We start from the raw sequence: 21386 nt of genomic DNA, 5'->3' as shown, positions 1-21386 counted from the left end.
TGTCTCCCCTGCCTGGCGCTACTGCACCAGCGGCGTATCGGCCGCATCGAGGTGCACGCCCTCGACCTCGGCCTCGCCCGCCAGCAACTGCAGGTACTGGCGCAATGCGTTGACCCAGGCCTGCTGGCGCAGCATGAGCGCCACGCTGGCGCGCACCTGCTCGAAGGGCAGCTCCTGGCCCGGCTGGCGCTCGCAGACCTCGACCACGTGCAGGCCGAAGCGGCTGTGCACCAGGCGCGAGAGCACGCCCACTTCCTGCGTGCCGAACACCTCGCGCGCGAACTCGGGCGCGCAGTCCTCGGCCGACAGCCAGCCCAGATCGCCGCCCTCCTGCCCGCTGGGACAGTTGGACCACTGTCCCGCCGCGGCGGCAAAGCGCGCGCCGTCATCGTCAGCGCAACGCAGGTCCAGCAACACGCCTTCGGCGCGCTGGCGCAGCAGCTTCACATCCACCCCCGGGGTGACCGCGAACAGCACGTGGCGCATCCGCACGCGCTCGCCCTGCCCGCCCAGAGTCGGGTGGGCGGCGTGGTAGCGGCGGCAGGCCTCCTCGGAGGGCTCGGGCACTTGCAGGGCCTGGTCGAGCAGGCGCTCGATGGCCTGCGATGCCTCGGCGCTGGTGGCGCCGTCCAGGCCCGGCGCGTCGTCTTGCGACAACAGCCCCTCGCGCTGCGCCTGCTGGCGCAGCAGCTCGGTGCAGGCGCGCTGGCGCAGTGCATCGGGCGGCAGGATCTCGCCGTCGGCGTGCAAAGGCACGCCATTGATGCGGGCCACCGGGGCGGCGTCTTCCTGTGGGAGGTTGTCGGTGCTGCCGGCGCAGCCGCAGCCGCCCGATCCGCAGGTGGTGTTGCTCATGGGGTTCTCCTGGAGGCTGGGAGGCCGAAAGCCGATTTCAAGCGAAATTGGCCTCCAGCCCGCTACCAGCAATCGCTGGCAGCTATTTACTTCATAGCGCGTTGCGATTACCCGGCTGGTTGTGGCCTGCGGGCAGGTTCATGCGGCGGGCGCGCACCAGTTGGTACGGGCGCGTGATGTAGGCCAGTGTGCCAAACCCGCTCCACACGTGCACCAGGCGGGTGAACGGGAAGATCAGGAACACGGTCATGCCCAGGAACATGTGCGCCTTGAACACCCAGCCGGCATTGGCCAACAGTTCCACGGCACCGCCGCGGAAGGTGACGATGCGTTGCGCCCATTCGGCCAGCAGCATCATCATCGAGCCGTCCAGGTGCTGCGCCGACAGCGGAATGGTCGCCAGGCCCAGGGCCAACTGCACCCACAGCACCCACAGCAGCAGGATGTCGCTGGTCTTGGAGGTGGCGCGGATACGCGCATCCGTCAGGCGGCGGTGCAGCAGCAGCGTCACGCCGATGAAGCCCAGGGTGCCGGCGACGCCGCCCACGACCATGGCCATGATCTGCTTGGCGCCTGCGCTCATGAAGGGCTCGTACAGCGCGTGCGGCGTGAGCATGCCCACGAAGTGGCCGAAGAACAGGACCAGCACGCCCACGTGGAACAGGTTGCTGCCCCAGCGCAGGCTGCCGCGGCGCAGCAGCTGCGAGGAGTCGCTCTTCCATGTGTACTGGTCGCGGTCGAAGCGCGCCCAGCTGCCGATGAAGAAAACGGCCAGACAGATGTAGGGGTACAGGCCGAACAAGAGGTTGTCGATCCAGGCGGTCATACCGAGGCTCCTTGGGACGAGTTGGCGCGTGCGTTGCGCACGAAATGCAGGGGTTGGGGCTGGTCCGGGCGGTTCTGGCCGCGGGTGGCGCAGCCGTCGAATGCCTCGGGCTCGGCCCAGGCGTCGTCCAGGCCCGGCTCGGGCGCGATGGCGACGGCCTGCACGCGCTGGCCGGCGACTTCGAGCACCGCCGCGATCACGCAGGCGTAGGGGTTGCCCTTGCTGGTCAGCGCGGTGAACAGCGCATTGAGGATGTGCGCCATCTCGCCGAGGAATTCGCGCGCCACGGCCGGCGGCTGGGTGGAGGCGAACTCCAGCACCACCGCCAGATGGTCGGGCAGCTCCTGCGCATCGAACTGCAGGCCGGCCTTCTCGTAGGTCTGCATCAGGTCGATGAGCGCGGGGCCGCGCTCGCGCGAGTCGCCGTGCACGTGCTCGAACAGGTGCAGCGAGGTCTGCCGGCCGCGGTCGAAGGTGTCGACGTAGCGCGCCTCGGCCTCGTAGGGCTCCATGGCACACAGCTGGCGGCACAGGGCTTCGATCTCCTGCATGCGCGCCTCGGGCAGGGCGCGCTCCAGCCGCAACGCGTCCAGCAGTGCCGGCGCGTTCGCACGGAGCGCGGCATCGGGATAGCCCAGCAGGTGCGCCAGCGCACGCAGCGTCAGGCGCAGGGATTCAGGCGTTTTCTGGAACATGGCAATTCTTCCTTTCGCCTCAGACCGTGGCCTTGATGGGGATGGTGCGTCGCTTCTTGCCACCGAACATGCTCACGTCCGTGGAGCCGTCGGAGCAGCCATTGCCGAACGAGAAGCCGCAGCCGCCGCGCAGGTCGAATGCGTTCTCGGCGTACTCGCGGTGCGCCGAGGGGATGACGAAGCGGTCTTCGTAATTGGCGATCGCCATGACCTGGTACATGTCTTCCACTTCATGCACCGTGAGCCCCACCTGTTGCAGCACGGCCAGGTTCTGCTGGCGGTCCACATGCATACCGCGCTGGTAGGCGCGCATGGCCAGCATGCGCTCCAGCGCCCGCACCACGGGGCCGGTGTCGCCGGCGGTGAGCAGGTTGGCCAGGTACTGCACGGGGATGCGCAGCTGCGACACGTCGGGAATCTCGCCATTCACGCCCAGGTGGCCGGCGTTGGCCGCCGAGGTGATGGGCGACAGCGGCGGCACGTACCACACCATGGGCAGTGTGCGGTACTCGGGGTGCAGCGGCAGTGCGATCTTCCAGTCCACGGCCATCTTGTAGACGGGGCTGTTCTTGGCGGCTTCCAGCCAGGCGTCGGAGATGCCGTCGGCTTTGGCCTGGCGGATCACGTCCGGGTCGTTGGGGTCCAGGAAGATGTCCAGCTGCGCCTCGTACAGGTCGCGGTCGCGCTCCACGCTGGCGGCTTCCTGGATGCGGTCTGCGTCGTACAGCAGCACGCCCAGGTAGCGGATGCGGCCCACGCAGGTCTCGGAGCACACCGTGGGCTGGCCCGCCTCGATGCGCGGGTAGCAGAAGATGCACTTCTCGGCCTTGCCGGTCTGCCAGTTGTAGTAGATCTTCTTGTAGGGGCAGCCCGAGACGCACATGCGCCAGCCGCGGCACTTGTCCTGGTCGATCAGCACGATGCCGTCTTCCTCGCGCTTGTAGATCGAGCCCGAGGGGCACGATGCCACGCACGCCGGGTTCAGGCAGTGCTCGCACAGGCGCGGCAGGTACATCATGAAGGTGTTCTCGAACTGGCCGTACATGTCCTTCTGGACCTGCTCGAAGTTCACGTCGGCGCTGCGCTTGGAGAACTCGCCGCCCAGGATTTCCTCCCAGTTCGGGCCCCATTCGATCTTTTCCATGCGCTGGCCCGTGATCAGGCTGCGCGGGCGCGCCGTGGGCGCGGCCTTCATCTCGGGCGCCGACTGCAGGTGGTCGTAGTCGAAGGTGAAGGGCTCGTAGTAGTCGTCGATCTGCGGCAGGTTGGGGTTGGCGAAGATGCGCATCAGCAGCTTCCACTTGCCGCCCTGGCGGGGGGCGATGGAGCCGTCCGGGTTGCGCACCCAGCCGCCGTTCCACTTGTCCTGGTTTTCCCATTCCTTGGGGTAGCCGATGCCGGGTTTGGTCTCGACGTTGTTGAACCAGGCGTATTCCACGCCGGGACGGCTAGTCCAGACGTTCTTGCAGGTGACGGAACAGGTGTGGCAACCAATGCACTTGTCCAGGTTCAGCACCATGCCGATTTGTGCGCGAATTTTCATCGTGTCTCTCCTTATCGCTCAGGCGTGGGCGGCGCTGGTGGATGCCTCGTCGTCCATCCAGTCGACGCGGCGCATCTTGCGCACCAGCACGAACTCGTCGCGGTTGGTGCCGATGGTCCCGTAATAATTGAAGCCGTAGCTGTACTGCGCGTACCCGCCGATCATGTGCGTGGGCTTCAGCACCACGCGCGTGACGGAGTTGTGGATGCCGCCGCGCGTGCCCGTGATCTCCGAGCCGGGGGTGTTGATGATCTTTTCCTGCGCGTGGTACATGAGCACCATGCCCGGGTTCACGCGCTGGCTGACCACCGCACGGGCCGCAATGGCGCCGTTGGCGTTGAACAGCTCCACCCAGTCGTTGTCCACGATGCCGCCGCGCTTGGCGTCGTCCTCGCTGAGCCAGATCACCGGGCCGCCGCGGTTGAGCGTGAGCATGTGCAGGTTGTCGCTGTACGTGCTGTGGATGCCCCACTTCTGGTGCGGCGTGATGAAGTTCAGCGCGATCTCGGGATTGCCGTTGGGCATCTTGCCCTCGACCTCGTGCAGTGCCTTCAGGTGCACCGGCGGACGGTAGCTCACGAAGCCCTCGCCAAAGTCGCGCATCCAGGGGTGGTCCTGGTAGAACTGCTGGCGACCGGTGAGGGTGCGCCATGGGATCAGCTCATGCACGTTGGTGTAGCCGGCGTTGTAGCTGACCTTCTCGCTCTCCAGCCCGCTCCAGGTGGGCGAGCTGATGATCTTGCGCGGCTGCGCCTGGATGTCGCGGAAACGGATCTTCTCGTCCTCGCGGTGCAGCGCCAGGTGCACGTGTTCGCGCCCGGTCTGCTTGCCCAGGGCCTCCCAGGCCTTGCAGGCCACGTGGCCGTTGGTCTCGGGGGCGAGCATCATCACCACTTCGGTGGCGTCAATATCGCTCACGATGCGCGGACGGCCCTGCGTGACGCCTTCCTCGCGCACGCGGCCGTTGAGGTCGCCCAGCTGCGCCACTTCGGTCTCGGTGTTCCAGGCAATGCCTTTGCCGCCGTTGCCGACCTTGTCCATCAGCGGGCCCAGGGCCGTGAAGCGCTTGTAGGTGTTGGGGTAGTCGCGCTCGACCACCGTCACCTGCGGAGCGGTCACGCCGGGGATCAGGTCGCACTCGCCGCGCTTCCAGTCCTTCACGCCGTAGGGCTGTGCCAGCTCGGCCGGGGTGTCGTGCATGATCGGCGTGAGTACGACTTCCTTTTCCACGCCCAGGTGGCCCACGCAGACTTCGCTGAAGGCCTTGGCGAAGCCCTTGTAGATCTCCCAGTCGCTGCGCGACTGCCACGCCGGGTCGACGGCTGCCGACAGCGGGTGGATAAAGGGGTGCATGTCGCTGGTGTTGAGATCGTTCTTCTCGTACCACGTGGCCGTGGGCAGCACGATGTCCGAATACAGGCAAGTCGTGCTCATGCGGAAGTCCAACGTCACCAACAGGTCCAGCTTGCCTTCGGGCGCCTGGGCATGCCACTTCACCTCGGTGGGCTTGGCCTCGTCCTTGCCCAGGTCCTTGCCCTGTACGCCGTTGGTGGTGCCCAGCAGGTGCTTGAGGAAGTACTCATGCCCCTTGCCCGACGAGCCCAGGATGTTGGAACGCCACACGAACATGTTGCGCGGCCAGTTCATCGGGTTGTCGGGGTCCTCGCAGCTCAGCGTGAGCGAGCCGTTCTTGAGCGACTGCACCACGTAGTCCTTGGCGTCCATCCCCTTGGCGGCGGCATCCCGCACCACTTGCAGCGGGTTGGTCTGCAGCTGCGGCGCGCTGGGCAGCCAGCCCATGCGCTCGGAGCGCACGTTGAAATCGATCATCGAACCCTGGTAGGCCTTGGCGTCTGCCAGGGGCGAAAGCACTTCCTCCACGCCCAGTTTCTCGTAGCGCCACTGATCGGTGTGGGCGTAGAAGAAGCTGGTGGAGTTCTGCTGGCGCGGCGGGCGGATCCAGTCCAGCGCGAAGGCCAGCGCGGTCCAGCCCGTCTGCGGGCGCAGCTTTTCCTGGCCCACGTAGTGCGACCAGCCGCCGCCGCTCTGGCCGATACAGCCGCACATCATCAGCATGTTGATGATGCCGCGGTAGTTCATGTCGCAGTGGTACCAGTGGTTCATGGCCGCGCCGATGATCACCATGGACTTGCCGTGGGTCTTGTCGGCGTTGTCGGCAAACTGGCGCGCGATGGCGATCACCTGGTCGCGCGGCACGCCGGTAATGCTCTCCTGCCACGCCGGGGTATAGGGGGCGTTGGCGTCGTAGCCTCCGTCCTTCTCCTCGCCCTGCAGGCCGCGCAGGATGCCGTAGTTGGCCACCTGCAGGTCGAACACCGTGGCCACGGCCACGCGGCCCTGCACGCCCTCGCCCTGCAGGTCGAGGTGGGTGATGGGCACGCGGCGCACGATCACGTCGCCGCCCTGGTCGTTGGCCTCGAAGTTGGGTGTCTCGATGCCGCCGAAGTACGGGAAGGCGACATCGGTCACCTGGTGCTCTTGCGCCCCGTCTTCCAGCACCGACAGCTTGAGCTGCACGTCGTTGCCCGTGCGCGCCTCCTTGGACTCCAGATTCCACAGGCCCTGGTCGTCACGGCCGTCCTTGCCCCAGCGGAAGCCGATGGAGCCATTGGGCAGCGCCACCTTGCCGTCGGTGCCGTAGGCCACGGTCTTCCAGTCGGGGTGGTTGGTCTGGCCCAGCTTGTCGCCGAAGTCGCTGGCGCGCACATAGCGGTCGGGGACCATCACCGTGCGGCCATCCGGTAGCGTCTTCTCCTTGAGCACCACCAGCAGCGGCAGGTCGGTGTAGCGGCGCGCGTAGTCGTCGAAATACGCCGAGCGCTTGTCGAAGTAGAACTCCTTGAGGATCACGTGGCCCATGGCCATGGCCACGGCGGCATCGGTGCCCTGCTTGGGGTGCAGCCACAGGTCGGCCAGCTTGGCCACCTCGGAGTAATCGGGCGTCACGGCCACGACCTTGGCGCCCTTGTAACGCACTTCGGTGAAGAAGTGCGCATCGGGTGTGCGCGTCTGGGGCACGTTGGAGCCCCAGGCGATGATGAAGTTGGAGTTGTACCAGTCGGCCGACTCGGGCACGTCGGTCTGCTCGCCCCACACCTGCGGGCTGGACGGCGGCAGGTCACAGTACCAGTCATAGAAGCTCATCGGCACGCCGCCGATCAGGTTCAGGTAGCGGCTGCCGGCAGCGTACGAGATCATCGACATGGCCGGGATCGGCGAGAAGCCGATGATGCGGTCCGGCCCGTGCTTCTTGATGGTGTAGACGTTCGCCGCAGCGATCATCTGGTTGACCTCGTCCCAGGTGCTGCGCACGAAGCCGCCCAGGCCGCGCTGCTTCTGCCATTCGCGGCGCGCGCTGTCGTTCTCGACGATGGCGGCCCAAGCGTCCACGGGGCTCTTGGCGATGGCCAGTGCGGCACGCCAGTGCTTGAGCAGGCGTCCACGCACCATGGGGTATTTCACGCGATTGGCGCTGTACAGGTACCAGCTGTAGCTGGCGCCGCGTGCGCAGCCGCGCGGCTCATGGTTGGGCAGATCGGGACGCGTGCGCGGGTAGTCGGTCTGCTGTGTTTCCCACGTGACGATGCCGCCCTTGACGTAGATCTTCCACGAGCAACTGCCCGTGCAGTTCACACCGTGGGTGGAGCGCACGATCTTGTCGTGCGCCCAGCGGTCGCGATAGGCGTCTTCCCATGTACGGTCTTCGCCGTTGGTCTGGCCGTGGCCCTGCGAGAAGGTTTCGCGCGGCTGCGCAAAGTACGAGAGACGGTCTAGGAAATGGCTCATCGTGGGACTCCTTGGAAATCGTTGTAGTGGCGTGGCTCAGCAGGGCATCTCTGCATGCTTGCGAGAGTAGTACCACCAAGTGATGATGATGCAGAAAACATAGAAAACGGCAAACATCCACAGCGCGAATTCGGGACCGCCCGTCGCGGCAATGGAGCTGCCATAGCTCTTGGGAATGAAAAAGCCCCCGTAGGCGCCCAGCGCTCCGGCGAAGCCCACCGCGGCCGCGCCTTCGGTGTTGCCATCCTTGATGGCCTGGGCGCGCGATGCTTCGTCATCGGTGCGCAACTCGCGCAGCTTCTGGGTCAGAAATATCACGGGGATCATGCGGAAGGTGGAGCCGTTGCCGATGCCGGTGGTGAAGAAGAGCACCAGGAACATCAGGAAGAAGCCCGTGAAGCTGCCTTCAGCCGGGCCAAAGGGCAGCGCAAAACCGCCCGAGCCCTTGGGCAGGAAAAACAGAACACCCACCACGGCCAGCGCCATGACGAGGAAGTTCCAGACCGTGACCCGGGCACCGCCCACCTTGTCGGCCAGCCAGCCGCCGAGCGGACGCACCACGGCGCCCACCAGCGGACCCAGCCAGGCGTAGGCCAGGGGGTTGACTTCAGGGAAGAGCGCCTTGATCAGCAGCGGAAAGCCTGCGGCAAAACCGATGAACGAACCGAAGGTGCCCAGGTACAGCACGCACATGATCCAGTTGTGCTTGCGTTTGAAGATGGCCGCCTGCGCGGCGAAGCTGGCACGCGCATCGGCAATGTCGTTCATGCCGAACCACGCCGCCACCGCGGCCAGTGCGATCCAGGGCACCCAGATGAAGGCGGCGTTCTGCGCCCACACCATCTGCTCCTGGCCATTCTTCACGATGGTCTGGGGCTCCCCGCCAAAGATACCGAAGATGCCTGCCGTAATGACCAGTGGGCTCAGGAACTGCACCACCGACACCCCCAGGTTGCCCAGGCCGGCGTTCACACCCAGCGCGGAACCCTTGCGCTCCTTCGGGAAGAAGAAGCTGATGTTGGCCATGCTGGAGCTGAAGTTACCGCCGCCCAGGCCGCACAGCAGCGCCAACAAAAGCATGGTGGGGTAGCTGGTGGTGTTGTCCTGCACCGCATAGCCGATGCCGATGGCGGGGATCAGCAGCGACGCGGTGGACAGCGCAGTCCAGCGGCGGCCGCCGAAGATGGGCACCATGAAGGAATAGAAGATACGAAGCGTGGCGCCGGACAGCGCCGGGGCGGCAGCCAGCCAGAACAGCTGGTTGGTCGAATACTTGAAACCCAGCGCCGGCAAGTTCACGGCGACCACACTCCAAACCTGCCAGATGGCGAAGGCCAGGAACAGTGCGGGCACCGAGATCCAGAGATTGATCTTGGCGACAGCCTCGCCCTCTCGCGCCCAGAAGGACTTGTCCTCGGGGGTCCAGAGCGTGAGCACCCGGCCTTTGCGGCCGCTGCCTTGCGAAACGGTGTTGGTGGACATGTGGGATCTCCGATGGGGATCAGTGGGCAGCCGGGGCGGCGTTGTGAGACTTCATCACGTCGGTGCGGCGCACCTCGGTGAAATACATCCAGATCAACGAAACCCATACCACGCCGTACATCAGCATGAAGGCACTGGAGCGGATGCCCGTCCAGTCCATGAGCATGCCGAACAGGATGGGCAGGATGAAGCCGCCCATGCCGCCCGCCAGGCCCACGATGCCGCTGATGGCGCCGATGTTCTTGGGGTAGTCGTCGCTGATGTACTTGAACACGCTGGCCTTGCCGAAAGCCCAGGCGATGCCCAGGACGAACATCAGCGCGGTGAACATGTATACGTTCAAGCCGACGTGCAGGGTGATGGGTCCGTTGACGGTCTGGATGGTGAAGTCGGTCTGCGGGTAGGACAGCAGGAACAGGCAGATCCAGCTCACCCACATCACCCACCAGGTCACGGAGTGCGCACCGAACTTGTCGGACAGCACGCCACCGATGGCGCGCAGCACGCCGCCCGGCAGCGAGAAGCAGGCTGCCAGCAGCGCCGCCACACGGATGTCAAGGCCGTACTCACCGACGTAGTACTGCACCATCCACAGGGAAAGCGCCACATAGCCACCGAACACGATGCTGTAGTACTGGCAGTACTTGAGCACCTTGGGGTCCTTCAGTGCCTTGAGCTGTTCGCCAAAGGACACGTTGCTGGGTACCAGGTGTGCCGGGTCGCTGTGGCTGAACAGCCAGAACAGCACCAGCGTACCGAGCATGATGGCGGCATACACATGCGGCACGGCGGCCCACCCGAAGGCCACCAGGATCACGGGCGCCACGAACTTGTTCACGGCCGCGCCCGAGTTGCCCGCGCCATACACGCCCATGGCCGTGCCCTGGCGATGCTTGGGGAACCACCGGGCCACATAGGGCGTGCCAACCGAGAACGAACCGCCAGCCAAACCGACGAACAGGCCGATCACGAGGAAATGCCAGTATTCGGTGGCGTAACCCATCATCCAGATGGCGGGAACGGTGGCGGCCATGAGCAACGCCATCACGATGCGGCCGCCGTAGCGGTCGGTCCAGATACCCAGCGGCACGCGCACCAGCGAGCCCGTGAGCACGGGCATGGCCGTGAGCAGGCCGAACTGGGTGGAGCTCAGGTTCAGCATCTTCTTGATCGGGATCCCGATGACGCCGAACATCATCCAGACCATGAAACAGACGGTGAAGGCGAGCGTGCTCACGATGAGCACTGACCAGGCTTTGCGGGTGTGGCGTGGATCTTCGCCGACGGTTGAGGCGCTCGGCGCGGCGCGCTGGGGCAGTTGAGCCATTGCAGATGTCCTCTCTTGGGTACGGTGCAATGGTCCCGCAACTGGCCGTGCCTGCACATCCTTCGCTGGGACATCGCGGGCGGTGCAAAAGGACGAGGGCGGCCTATGCCACCCTACTCCCAAAGAACTATGCCAAGCTCCGGGGTTATTCCGTGAGGCGGTGGCGGTCCGAGGCGTAGACCGCCGCCTGTACGCGCGAGGACAGTCCCAGCTTGCGCAGAATGTGCTGCACATGGATCTTCACCGTGGTCTCAGCAATGTCGAGCGCACGTGCAATTTCCTTGTTGCTGAGGCCGCGCGCAATCTCGCGCAACACGTCTTCTTCGCGCGGCGAGAGCACCGACGCGGGCTCTGCCTCGTCGGGCAGGAGTTCGGGCGTGGGCGCCCCCTGGGACTGGAACGCCGCTACCAGCTTGCCCATCATTTCGGGGCTGACCACCGGCTCGCCGCGGGCGGCCCGCCGTATCGCCTGCGCAAGCAGGTCACCGTCAATGGTCTTGAGCAGATACCCCTGCGCGCCGTTGCGCAAGGCGGCCGCCAGGTCCTGTCCATCCTCGCTCACCGTGAGCATCAACACGCGGCTGCCCTGCGACGCCTCGCGCAGTCCGGCGATGGCATCCACGCCGCGCACACCGGGCAGGTGGTTGTCCAACAGAATCACGTCGGGGCGCAGCGTAGGCAGCAGACGCAGTGCCTCCGCGGCGTCCCCGGCCTCGCCCACCACGCGCAGGTCCGGCTGCTGGGACAGCAGCGCCACCAGTCCGCGGCGCAGCAAGGTGTGGTCATCGATCAGGAAAAGCGTGGTGGGAGCATTCATGCGGCGGCGGAAGAAACAAGGGAGAGGGGCAACGCAGGCTCCTCGCGGGTAGTTGGTGGCAGCTCCAGGACAACGCAGGTGCCACCGCCGCCGGGGCGCGAAACCAGCTCCAGATGCGCACCGATGCGCTGCGCGCGTTCACGCATGATGCCCAGGCCCACATGCAGCGAATCGGGTGGCACGCTGTCCGGGTCGAACCCGCGGCCATCGTCTTGCACCTCGAAGCGCCAGCGGGGGTGGCGCTGCACCCGCAGCTCCACGCGGTGTGCATCGGCGTGCTTGCGCACGTTGGACAGGGCCTCCTGCAGGATGTGCAGCACCTGGATCTGCACGTCCTGCGCCAGCGGCAGGCCGTGCCCCGCCATGCTCAGCGCCGTGGTCGCGCCGGTCTGGTGTTCGAACTTCGAGAGCGTGGCGCGCAGCGCCGCTTCGATGTCCTCGTCCTGCGTGCGCGTGCGAAAGTGCACCAGCAGCTCACGCACGTCGGCATAGCATTCGCGCACACCGGTATCCAGCTCCGCCATGCTGCGGTCACGCGCCTCGGTGTTGTCCTTCGCCACCGCGTCGCGCAGCAGTTGGGTCTGAATCTTGAGAAAGGCCAGCGACTGCGCGATGGAGTCGTGCAATTCGCGCGCGATGAGGCTGCGCTCCTGCGCCACCGCTGCCTCGCGCTCCAGCGCCGAGGCGCGCAGGCTTTCCATGGAAGTGGCCAAATGGTGCGCCATGGTGGACAGCAGCTCGCGCATCTCCGCCGACAGCTCCAGCGGACTGCGAAACAGCAGCGTCACCTCGCCCAACAGGCGCTGGTGCATCTGCACCGGGATACTCACCACCGTCTCGAAGCCGGCCTCCCGGCAATGCGGCAACTGCAGCCCCCCGACAGGCATGATCGGAATCACACGCATGCGCGCCTGGCCCTGCGCCTGTCCGCATTCGCAGGCGCCGGTGACCACGCAGTGCTCGTGTTCCGCCAGCGACTGGGGCAGCCCGTCGGAGGCCAGCAGCACGTAGCGCTCGTTGGCTTCGTCCGACCAGCGCACGGCCGCCGCGTCGCACCCCGCCACGCGGCGGATCTGCTGCACGAAACCCTGGGTCAACTCTTCCAGGCTCCCCGCCTCCGCCGCAAGGGCGCTCACCGCATACAACGCCGCCAGGCGCTGGTTGCGCACTTCGATGGTGGCGGTCTTTTCGCGTACCTTGCGCTCCAGGTCCTCGTGCGAGGTCTGCAGCGCATGGGCCATGAGGTTGAAACCCGCCGTCAGCTGGCCGAACTCGTCGTCGGCTTCCACCTCCAGGCGCGTGCCCAGGTCGCCCTTGCGCAGCCGCGCCAGGGCCTGTTGCAGCCGCGTGACGGGGTTGAGTACGAGCAGGTAGCTCAGCGCCATGAAGGCCACAGCCGAGCCGATGGCCAACGCCACCATGAACAGGTGGAACAGATGCAGCACCGCCGTGAGGCGCACGATCTGGATCTCGATGGCCTCGACAAAGCTGTCCAGGTCCAGCACGAAGGCATCGGCACGCGCCACGGCCTCGGCGCTGCTTTCATAGTGCGCGGCAGCTTTCCAGTCGTTTTCGATGAGCAGCCACTGCCGCCGGATGTGTTCGTAGCGCTCGCGCGTGTCATCGCTCCAGGGCACGAACAGCGGCCGGGCGGGGTCACCCGTGCGCAGCAACTCCAGCCCTTCGTTGAAGCGCGTTTCCAGCCGCGCGAATTCCTGGGGCGACTCGTTCTGCTGGGCCAGCACCATGCGCAGCATGTTCATGCGCAGGCGGCCCGCCTCGTTCACCGCAGCGGCGCCCCCTTCCAACTTCCAGGTCACCCACAGCGTGAAGCCGATGGATGCCAGCGCCACCAGCAGGAACACCGTGCCCATGGCCAGCAGCTTGGTGGACAGCGTGGACTTGTTGCGCATGGCGGCAGTGTAGGCACACGCCTTTGAAATGTCTTGATGGAAGTCAAGTTTGCTCAAGCCTACGGCCGCGGCATACAAGCGAAAACATGCTTTAGCGCCCTCCCATCAAGCGCGGATAGCTATCATACTGATAGTAAACGCCCTGGCGTTGCCAGGGCATTCCGGTCTGCTCAGCCGCAGCTGCCCAGGGCGCCGCACTGGGTGCAGTAGTCGCAGCCATCCTTGCGGATCACGGCGTGGGCACCGCACTCGTTGCACTTCTTGCCGGCCATGGCCGGGGGCATGCCGGTCGCGGGCGCTGCGGTGGGCTCGTCCAGCGGCAGCACCTGCTGCTGCGGCATGGCGCGCTGGGCCAGGATGTTCTGCACGGCATACGCGATGGCGCCCACCTCGGAGTCGTGCCACAGCGGCACGTGGGTGCCGTCGGCCTTCTGGTGCGTGCCCAGGCGCACGGGGCCGCGGTCCCAGGCCACCTTGCGCATGTCGGACAGCGCGCGCTCCAGGAAGCCACCGCGCGCGGCCAGCGACAGCAGGCGCATGCTGGAGGTGATCCACTGCTGCGATTCGCCGCTCTGCCCCACGGGCATGAAGAACTCGATGGCGCGGTCCACCGTGCCGCCGCGTCCGTCAGGCACCGGCAGGAAGGAGACGATCAGGTACAGCGTCTTGTGGCCTTCCTGCGTCCAGTACTCCAGCTTCTCCGCCACGGCCGACAGGCCGCCCGTGGGACGGCTCTCGATCATGGTGCGCATGGGGTCCACCACCACCGGGGCGGGCGCGGCCTCGGGTGCGGCGGCGGGGGCCGGCGCTGCGGCGGGCGTGACTTCCAGCACGGCGCCCAGGATGCTGTTGGGCCGGTAGGTGGCCAGGCCCTTCAGGCCCGAGTGCCAGGCCTGCATGTACAGGCCCTTGAAATCGGCGTAGGGGTAGTCCTCGGGCACGTTCACGGTCTTGGAGATCGCCGTGTCCACGAAGGGCTGCACGGCCTCCATCATGGCCACGTGGTCGGCGGCCGCCATGTCCATGGCGCTCACGAAGTACGCAGGCAGATGGTTCACGTCGCCGCCCAGCGTCTTGTACAGACGCCAGGCGTAGTCCTCCACCACGTACTCGCTCTTGCTGCCGTCGGCCTCGCGCTTGCGGCGCGTGTAGCTCCAGGAGAACGGCGGCTCGATGCCGTTGGAGGCGTTGTCGGCAAAGGCCAGACTCACCGTGCCCGTGGGCGCGATGGACAGCAGGTGGCTGTTGCGGATGCCGTGCTTGCGGATGGCCTTCTGGATGTCCGCGGGCAGGCGGCTGGCGAAGGTGCCCTTGGCCAGGTAGCCATCGGCATCGAACTTGGGGAATGCGCCCTTTTCCTTCGCCAGTTCCACCGACGCGCGGTAGGCCGCGTTGCGCATGCGCTCGGCGATCTGTACCGCCATGTCGCGCCCTTCCTGGCGGTCGTAGCGCTTGCACAGCATGGCGAGGGTGTTGCCCATGCCGGTGAAGCCCACGCCGATGCGGCGCTTGGCGGCCGACTCGGCCTGCTGCTGCGGCAGAGGCCAGAAGGTCACGTCCAGCACGTTGTCCAGCGCGCGCACCTGGGTGGCCACGGCCTGCTCGAAGGCATCGAAGTCGAACGACGCCTCGCCATGCAGGCCGAACGGGTTGCGCACGAAGCGTGTGAGGATGATCGGACCCAGGTCGCAGCAGCCGTAGGGCGGCAGCGGCTGCTCGCCACACGGGTTGGTCGCCTGGATGGTCTCGGTGTAGTGCAGGTTGTTGTCGGTGTTGATCTGGTCCAGGAACAGGATGCCGGGCTCAGCGAAGTCGTAAGCCGACTTCATGATCGTGTCCCACAATTCGCGCGCGCGCACCGTGCGGTACACCCACTGGCCGTCGGCGCGCTGGTGTGCGCCCTGGGCCTGCAGCTCCGCACCGGGCGCGGCGCCATGCACCAGCTCCCAATCACGGTCCTGCTCCACCGCTTCCATGAAGGCATCGGGCACGCCCACGGACACATTGAAATTGTTCCAGCGGCCCGGCGTACGCTTGGCGGTGATGAAGTCCAGCACGTCCGGGTGGTCGATGCGCAGCACGCCCATCTGCGCGCCGCGGCGCGCGCCCGCACTCTCCACCGTGGAGCAGGACTGGTCGAAGACGTTGATGTAACTGCAGGGGCCCGAGGCCATGGAGGCCGTGCCCTTCACCAGCGCGCCGCGCGGGCGGATGCGCGAGAAGTCGTAGCCCACGCCGCCGCCGCGGCGCATGGTCTCGGCGGCCTCGCGCAGGGCCTCGTAGATGCCGGGGTAGCCCGCGTCGTCCACGCCCTGGATGCAGTCGCCCACGGGCTGCACGAAGCAGTTGATGAGGGTGGCCTGGATGTCGGTGCCGGCAGCGCTCATGATGCGCCCCGCCCCGATGGCGCCGGCACGCAGGTTGTCCAGGAAGCGCGCCTCCAGGGCCTGGCGCATGTCCTCGCGCTCGACCGAGGCCAACGCCCGCGCCACGCGGCGGAACAGATCCTCGACATCGCTCTCGCCGTCTTTGAAGTATTTCTCCTTCAGCACATCCATGCTGATGGGTTGTGTAGACAGGGCGGGGGCAAGGTCGGTGATTTCACGCTGCATGGAGGGGCTCCGAAAGGATCTAACTGACGTGCACGCCGCGACCCAAGCGCGGCGGCAATTCTCGATTTTCACACCGCGCGGGACGCTTCGCCGCGAACCTTACATGAAGACCCTGCGAAGTCGTTGTCGCCTCGGCGGTCACGCGGCCGTGCAGCCTAGTTGCGCTCTCCGTTTCCTGTAGCACGCCAGCCGCCCGTGGCGCGGCCCGCCGCAAATTACGGCCCAAAGCGCTCCTCATGCAAGTCACATTTACGCCCGGTTGCAATGCCGCCACGTCCTACCATTGGGCATGCCAACCCTACCGCTGTACCGCTTTCTGCTCGCCACGCTGACTCTGGCATTCGCCGCCGGCTGTACCACACTTCTGGAGCAGTCGGCACCAACCACCGCGGGCAACGCCGCCTGGGACGCCCAACTGGAGCGCTGGCCGCCCGTGGACGCCCTGCTGCTGGGCGAGCAGCATGACGCCGCCGCCCACCAACAGTGGCAGCGGCACACGGTCCAGTGGCTCGCCGCGCGCCAGCGCCTTGCGGCCCTGGTGTTGGAGATGGCGCCCGAAGGCGCGGGCACCGATGGCCTGCCGCCGGACGCGGACGCTGCCCAGGTGCGCGCCGCGCTGCAATGGGATGAACAGGCCTGGCCCTGGGACCGCTATGCGCCGGTGGTGATGGCTGCCGTGGCCGCGGGCGTGCCGGTGCGCGGCGGTAACCTGCCGCGCAGCCAGATGCCGCAAGCCATGCGCGACGCGGCGCTGGACACGCACCTGCCTCCCGCAGCGCTGGCGCGCCAGCGCACCGCGATCGAGGAGGGCCACTGCGGCCTGGTGCCGGCGCAGCGGCTGATGCCCATGGTGCGCATCCAGTTGGCGCGGGACGCCCGCATGGCGCGCGCCGTGCAGGCCGCCCACCGCCCCGGCCGCACGGTACTGCTGGTGGCGGGCTTCGGCCACGTGCAGCGCAGCCTGGGCGTGCCCACGTGGCTGCCGAGTGATTTCACGTCAAAAGTGGCAATAGCTCAAGCGGGACAAGCGCGAGCAGCTATTGAAAGCGAAGCGGATTATGTCCACCGCACACCGGCGCTGACGCCCCACGACCCGTGCGCGGAGCTGCGCGAGCGCTGGTCCGGCCCACCGTCCGCGCCGTAGCGGACGCCGGCCCCAGCCCGCGCTCGCTCAGCCCGCCATGCCGTTGTGCGCCTGCAGCAGCCGGGCGAACTCCTCCGCCGGCAAGGGGCGGCTGCACAGGTAGCCCTGGTAGGCGTCGCAGCCGCGCTCGCGCAGGAACGCCAGCTGCTGCGGCGTCTCCACCCCCTCGGCCAGCACCGACAGCCCCAGGCTGTGCCCCATGGCAACGATGGCGGCGCTGATGGCCATGTCGTCGGCGCTGCGGGGAATGTCGCGGATGAAGCCCTGGTCGATCTTGAGCACGTCGATGGGAAAGCGCTTGAGGTGCGCCAGGGACGAATAGCCGGTGCCGAAGTCGTCCACCGCCATGCGCACGCCCAGCTGCTGCAGCCGCTGCAGCACGGCGCGGATCTCGTCGGGCCGCTCGGCCAGCACCGACTCGGTCAGTTCCAGCTCCAGGCAGCGGGCCGGGAAGCCGCTGGCCTTGAGCGCCTCGGCGGCGCAGGCGGCCACGTCGGTCAACTGGAACTGGCGCGGCGAGAGGTTGATGGCCAGGCGGATCTCCGGCAGGCCGTCGGCGCGCCAGCGCTGGCCCTGCTCGCAGGCGGCGCGCATCACCCACTGGCCCAGCGGGCCGATCACGCCCGAGGTCTCGGCCACGGGGATGAAGCGCGCGGGCGAGATCATGCCCTCCTGCGGGTCCAGCCAGCGCACCAGCGCCTCGGCCCCCGTGATCCGGCCGGTGGCGATGCATACCTGCGGCTGGTAGTACAGCCGCAGGTGCCCCTGCGCCAGGGCCACGCGCAGCCGCGCCTCGATCTCCAGGCGCTCGCGCGCGGCCTGGATCAGCGATTCGTCAAAGAAGCAATACGCGCCGCGCCCGCGGGCCTTGGCGCAGTACACCGAGGAATGCGCGCCCTGCAGCAGCGCCTCGGTGGTCCGCGCATGCGCGGGGAACATGCAGATGCCCACGCTCACGCCCACCACCACCTCGATGCCGTCGGGCGTGCACCAGGGCGTGCTGGCCGCGGCGATCAGGTGCCGCGCCACGGCTGCCGCGCCGTCCGCATGGCGCAGGTGGCGGGCCAGCACGGCGATCTCGTCGCCGGCCAGCCGTCCCAGCAGATCGCCCGGGCGCAGGCTCTGCTCGACCTGGCGGGTGATGTGCCTGAGCACCTCGTCGCCCACGGCGTGGCCGTAGCTGTCGTTCACGTCCTTGAAGCGGTCCAGGTTCAGGAGCAGCAGGGCCATCTGCTCGCCGCTGTCCTGTGCCTGGCGCACGGCGCTGTCGAGCTGCTCGCCGAACCAGGCGCGGTTGGGCAGGCCGGTCAGCGGGTCGCAATGCGCCAGGAACTCCAGGCGCTGGTGCTGGGCCTTTTCCTCGGAGATGTCGGTGAACATGCACACGTAGTGCGTCACCGCGCCGTCCGCGCCGCGCACGGCCGAGAGCGACATGCGCTCCGGGAACACCTCGCCGTTCTTGCGCCGGTTCCAGATCTCTCCCTGCCAATGGCCCGTCTGGCGCATGGTGTCCCACATGGCCTCGTAGAACGCCGGTCCGTGCCGCCCCGACTTGAACACGCGCGGGTTCTGGCCCAGCAACTCTTCCTCGGTATAGCCCATGAGCCGCGTGACGGCCGGGTTGACCGAGAGGATGCGGCCGTCGGCATCGGTGACCACCACGCCTTCGATGGTGTTGTCCACCACCGTGGCCGCCAGGCGCCAGCGCTGTTCGCTGAGCGCCTGCGCGTCGCGCGCGGCATGCACTTCACGCAGGGACTGCAGTACGCACACCAGGTGGTCGGGCTCGCTCTCCAGGGCCAGCACATGGCTCACGGTGCACAACACGGGCAGCTGCGATCCATCGCGCTGGTTGCGGCACCAGCGCTCGCCCTGGTAATGGTCGATCTCGCCGGCGCGCAGCCGCTGCAGTTGCCGCTGCGCCCAATCGCTGTCGTGCGGGCGCACCAGCGTTCGGAAGTCGACCTGCGGCAGCGGCTCGTGCGGCGCCACGCCCAGCCATTCACGCAGGCGTTCATTGGCCCACACCAGGCGGCCGTCCATGCTCAGCCGCGCCATGCCGGCGGGCGCGTGGCGCAGCACCTGCTCCACCCTGCGCGCCAGGGTGCGCCGGCTCCCGCCCCGGCGCCAGCGCAGCAGGAGCCAGCCCAGCAGTGCGCCCGCCAGCACGGCGTCCAGCCCGCTCTTGTACTGCAGCAGGGTCTGCAGCGCCTGCGGCTCCAGGGGCAGGTACTGCAAGGCGGCCGCCCCCGCCCAGGCCCACGCCGCACCCATGGCAACAACGGCCAGCGCCAACATCCAGCGGCCCTGCAGGGGCCTCCACGAGGGCCTGCGGCCCGCGCCTTTACTCAGCAATCCACACTCCTGAAGGGGCCTCGCGTGCTGCGACAATCGCAGCATATGACCCATTCCTACATCCTGACACTGTCCTGCCCCGACCGGCTCGGGCTGGTGCACGCCGTCTCCGGCTTCCTGCTGGACCACGGCGGCAACATCGAGGAAGCCGCTCAGTACAACGACCAGGGCACCGGCCTTTTCTTCATGCGCGTGCAATTCGCATGCGAGTCCACCGACGAAGCCACCCTCAAGGCCGAACTGGCCACCTTTGCCGAAGAGCACAGCATGCGCTGGAGCCTGCATGCCACCAGCGCGGCCATGAAGACCGTGCTGATGGTCAGCAAGGAAGGCCACTGCCTCAACGACCTGCTGTTTCGCTACAAGAGCGGTCTGCTGCCCATCGACATCCGCGCCATCATCAGCAACCACCGCGACTTCTACCAACTCGCGGCCAGCTACAACATCCCTTTCCACCACATCCCCGTCACCGCCGCCACCAAGGCGCAGGCCGAGGCCAAGCAGTACGAGATCATCCAGGCCGAGGGGGCCGAACTGGTGGTGCTGGCGCGCTACATGCAAGTGCTGTCCAACGACCTGTGCACCAAGCTGTCGGGCCGCGCGATCAACATCCACCACAGCTTCCTGCCCAGCTTCAAGGGCGCCAAGCCCTATTACCAGGCGCATGACCGCGGGGTGAAGCTGATTGGCGCTACCGCCCACTACGTGACGGCCGACCTCGACGAGGGGCCGATTATCGAACAAGATGTTACAAGAGCGGATCACACGGATACTGTGGAAGATCTCACCGCCCGCGGGCGGGACACCGAAAGCCAGGTGTTGGCGCGCGCCGTGAAATGGCACAGCGAGCACCGCGTGCTGCTCAACGGCCACAAGACCGTCGTCTTCCGCTGAACCCGCCCTGCCCCCACACGCCGCCATGGCCACGCAATCCCTTTCCATCGCGGCCAAGGCGGCCCTGGACGCCGCCAGCCTGCGGCGCATCCCGCCCATCCAGTGCCTGCTGACCTTCGAGGCGCTGGCGCGCCTGCGCAGCGTGACGCAGACGGCCGATGAGCTGTGCGTCACCCCCAGCGCCGTAAGCCACCGCGTCAAGCAGCTGGAGCAGATCCTGGGCACGCGGCTGTTCGGGCGGGCCGACTTTTCCCTGACCACCGACGGCAGCGCCTATCTGGCCCATGTGCGCGAGGGGCTCACCGCGCTGCAGCGCTTCCCAGGCACGGCAGTGGCCCCGGGCAAGCGCCGGCTGAAGATCGCGGTCACCCCCACCTTCGCGCGCGCCTTGCTCATCCCGCGGCTGCGCCAGTTCACCGAGACCTACCCCGAGATCGACCTGGCCCTGCAGGTCTCCATCCCGCTGCTGGACGTGGTGGCGGAGGACGCGGACCTCGTCGTGCGCTACGGCCCCGGCCACTACGCCGACATGGAGCATGTGGAGATCGCACGCGACGTGCTCACGCCCCTGGCCTCGCCCGGCTTCGTGCGCGAGCACGGCCCCTTCGAGCGCCCCGAGGACCTGGAAGGCCTGCCCCTGCTGCGCAGCCCGCTGGAGCCCTGGCGCAGTTGGTTCGCGGCCGTGGGCCTGGCCTGGGCCGAACCCAACGAAGGCTCGCAATTCAACGACGTGGGCCTGATGTGCGACGCCGCCGCGGCGGGCATGGGCGTGGCCCCGGTACGGCTCAAGCTCGCCGCGCCCTGGCTGGACCAGGGCACGCTGGTACGCCTGTTCGACACCGACGCCCCCAGCCCCTACGCGCACTACCTGTGCTGGCGCACCGGCACCATGGACCGCTGGGAATGCGCGGCCTTCGCGGACTGGCTGCGCCGCACGCTGGGGTAACCCCGCAAGCGGCGCGGCCGTGCGCAAGCCAGTTTCTACAAGCCAAATCAGGCTCTAGCGCTTATCCATCAAGCGCCAGTAGCTATTAATAACGCAGCAATTGGCGCAACACGGCTCACGCCCGCCTGCAAGAAAACTCACGCCGCGCGCGCACGCCATGGCCTACAGTC

General features: G+C 67.2%; 14 protein-coding genes. 3 read left to right on the top strand and 11 right to left on the bottom strand.

What is annotated here, in order from left to right; translation table 11 throughout:
- Window positions 1-18: 18 nt before the first annotated feature.
- The 10 genes from MRB47_RS02830 to MRB47_RS02785 all read right to left on the bottom strand — a co-directional run bounded on the left by MRB47_RS02830 (window position 19) and on the right by MRB47_RS02785 (window position 15877).
- Window positions 19-855 carry a peptidylprolyl isomerase gene (locus MRB47_RS02830; protein WP_172205677.1) on the bottom strand — a complete coding sequence of 279 codons (837 nt, stop codon included), beginning with the start codon at window positions 853-855 and terminating at the stop codon, window positions 19-21.
- Window positions 856-946: 91 nt separating this feature from the next.
- Complete coding sequence (narI, locus tag MRB47_RS02825; protein ID WP_012655473.1) at window positions 947-1681, bottom strand: respiratory nitrate reductase subunit gamma; 735 nt, start codon at window positions 1679-1681, stop codon at window positions 947-949.
- The gene (gene narJ / locus MRB47_RS02820) at window positions 1678-2376 is read right to left on the bottom strand and encodes a nitrate reductase molybdenum cofactor assembly chaperone (protein WP_011803898.1); all 699 of its coding nucleotides are present in this window, start codon (window positions 2374-2376) and stop codon (window positions 1678-1680) included. Before narJ ends, narI begins: the two co-directional genes overlap by 4 nt.
- A gap of 19 nt (window positions 2377-2395) precedes the next feature.
- The gene (narH, locus tag MRB47_RS02815) at window positions 2396-3919 is read right to left on the bottom strand and encodes a nitrate reductase subunit beta (RefSeq protein WP_012655471.1); all 1524 of its coding nucleotides are present in this window, start codon (window positions 3917-3919) and stop codon (window positions 2396-2398) included.
- 18 nt (window positions 3920-3937) lie between these two features.
- Window positions 3938-7726: a nitrate reductase subunit alpha gene (locus tag MRB47_RS02810; protein WP_012655470.1), complete on the bottom strand. Its 3789-nt coding sequence runs from the start codon at window positions 7724-7726 to the stop codon at window positions 3938-3940.
- Window positions 7727-7762: 36 nt separating this feature from the next.
- On the bottom strand, window positions 7763-9208 hold the full coding sequence (locus tag MRB47_RS02805; RefSeq protein WP_252101846.1) for a NarK family nitrate/nitrite MFS transporter: 1446 nt from the start codon (window positions 9206-9208) through the stop codon (window positions 7763-7765).
- Window positions 9209-9227: 19 nt separating this feature from the next.
- Window positions 9228-10535, bottom strand: coding sequence for an MFS transporter (locus MRB47_RS02800; protein ID WP_252101845.1), 1308 nt, complete (start codon window positions 10533-10535; stop codon window positions 9228-9230).
- Window positions 10536-10680: 145 nt separating this feature from the next.
- The gene (locus MRB47_RS02795) at window positions 10681-11352 is read right to left on the bottom strand and encodes a response regulator (protein WP_252101844.1); all 672 of its coding nucleotides are present in this window, start codon (window positions 11350-11352) and stop codon (window positions 10681-10683) included.
- Window positions 11349-13265: a type IV pili methyl-accepting chemotaxis transducer N-terminal domain-containing protein gene (locus MRB47_RS02790; RefSeq protein WP_252101843.1), complete on the bottom strand. Its 1917-nt coding sequence runs from the start codon at window positions 13263-13265 to the stop codon at window positions 11349-11351. Before MRB47_RS02790 ends, MRB47_RS02795 begins: the two co-directional genes overlap by 4 nt.
- A gap of 170 nt (window positions 13266-13435) precedes the next feature.
- Window positions 13436-15877 (bottom strand): adenosylcobalamin-dependent ribonucleoside-diphosphate reductase, encoded by a 2442-nt coding sequence (locus MRB47_RS02785; RefSeq protein WP_252101842.1) that lies wholly within the window; start codon window positions 15875-15877, stop codon window positions 13436-13438.
- A 289-nt stretch (window positions 15878-16166) separates the two neighbouring features.
- Between MRB47_RS02785 and MRB47_RS02780 the strand changes: the two genes are divergently transcribed.
- The gene (locus MRB47_RS02780) at window positions 16167-17021 is read left to right on the top strand and encodes a ChaN family lipoprotein (protein WP_252101841.1); all 855 of its coding nucleotides are present in this window, start codon (window positions 16167-16169) and stop codon (window positions 17019-17021) included.
- A gap of 27 nt (window positions 17022-17048) precedes the next feature.
- Here MRB47_RS02780 and MRB47_RS02775 read toward each other — a convergent pair whose 3' ends face one another.
- Complete coding sequence (locus MRB47_RS02775) at window positions 17049-19421, bottom strand: putative bifunctional diguanylate cyclase/phosphodiesterase (RefSeq protein WP_411275726.1); 2373 nt, start codon at window positions 19419-19421, stop codon at window positions 17049-17051.
- Between MRB47_RS02775 and purU the strand changes: the two genes are divergently transcribed.
- Both purU and MRB47_RS02765 read left to right on the top strand, forming a co-directional pair.
- Window positions 19422-20270: a formyltetrahydrofolate deformylase gene (purU, locus tag MRB47_RS02770; RefSeq protein WP_011803889.1), complete on the top strand. Its 849-nt coding sequence runs from the start codon at window positions 19422-19424 to the stop codon at window positions 20268-20270.
- 25 nt (window positions 20271-20295) lie between these two features.
- The gene (locus MRB47_RS02765) at window positions 20296-21216 is read left to right on the top strand and encodes a LysR substrate-binding domain-containing protein (protein WP_012655462.1); all 921 of its coding nucleotides are present in this window, start codon (window positions 20296-20298) and stop codon (window positions 21214-21216) included.
- Window positions 21217-21386: the final 170 nt, after the last annotated feature.

Source organism: Diaphorobacter sp. LI3 (assembly GCF_022807955.1).
In the GTDB taxonomy this organism is placed as follows: Bacteria; Pseudomonadota; Gammaproteobacteria; order Burkholderiales; family Burkholderiaceae_C; genus Diaphorobacter; species Diaphorobacter nitroreducens.
The sequence above is the reverse complement of the archived record's forward strand: the minus strand, read 5'-3'. Positions and strand labels throughout refer to the sequence as shown.

Coding starts and splice junctions, on each gene's coding strand:
- MRB47_RS02785 (WP_252101842.1), bottom strand. CDS start 15,877: ATGCAGCGTGAAATCACCGACCTTGCCCCCGCCCTGTCTACACAACCC.
- MRB47_RS02800 (WP_252101845.1), bottom strand. CDS start 10,535: ATGGCTCAACTGCCCCAGCGCGCCGCGCCGAGCGCCTCAACCGTCGGC.
- purU (WP_011803889.1), top strand. CDS start 19,422: ATGACCCATTCCTACATCCTGACACTGTCCTGCCCCGACCGGCTCGGG.
- MRB47_RS02765 (WP_012655462.1), top strand. CDS start 20,296: ATGGCCACGCAATCCCTTTCCATCGCGGCCAAGGCGGCCCTGGACGCC.
- MRB47_RS02775 (WP_411275726.1), bottom strand. CDS start 19,421: ATGCTGCGATTGTCGCAGCACGCGAGGCCCCTTCAGGAGTGTGGATTG.
- narI (WP_012655473.1), bottom strand. CDS start 1,681: ATGACCGCCTGGATCGACAACCTCTTGTTCGGCCTGTACCCCTACATC.
- MRB47_RS02795 (WP_252101844.1), bottom strand. CDS start 11,352: ATGAATGCTCCCACCACGCTTTTCCTGATCGATGACCACACCTTGCTG.
- MRB47_RS02810 (WP_012655470.1), bottom strand. CDS start 7,726: ATGAGCCATTTCCTAGACCGTCTCTCGTACTTTGCGCAGCCGCGCGAA.
- MRB47_RS02830 (WP_172205677.1), bottom strand. CDS start 855: ATGAGCAACACCACCTGCGGATCGGGCGGCTGCGGCTGCGCCGGCAGC.
- MRB47_RS02805 (WP_252101846.1), bottom strand. CDS start 9,208: ATGTCCACCAACACCGTTTCGCAAGGCAGCGGCCGCAAAGGCCGGGTG.
- narJ (WP_011803898.1), bottom strand. CDS start 2,376: ATGTTCCAGAAAACGCCTGAATCCCTGCGCCTGACGCTGCGTGCGCTG.
- MRB47_RS02780 (WP_252101841.1), top strand. CDS start 16,167: ATGCCAACCCTACCGCTGTACCGCTTTCTGCTCGCCACGCTGACTCTG.
- MRB47_RS02790 (WP_252101843.1), bottom strand. CDS start 13,265: ATGCGCAACAAGTCCACGCTGTCCACCAAGCTGCTGGCCATGGGCACG.
- narH (WP_012655471.1), bottom strand. CDS start 3,919: ATGAAAATTCGCGCACAAATCGGCATGGTGCTGAACCTGGACAAGTGC.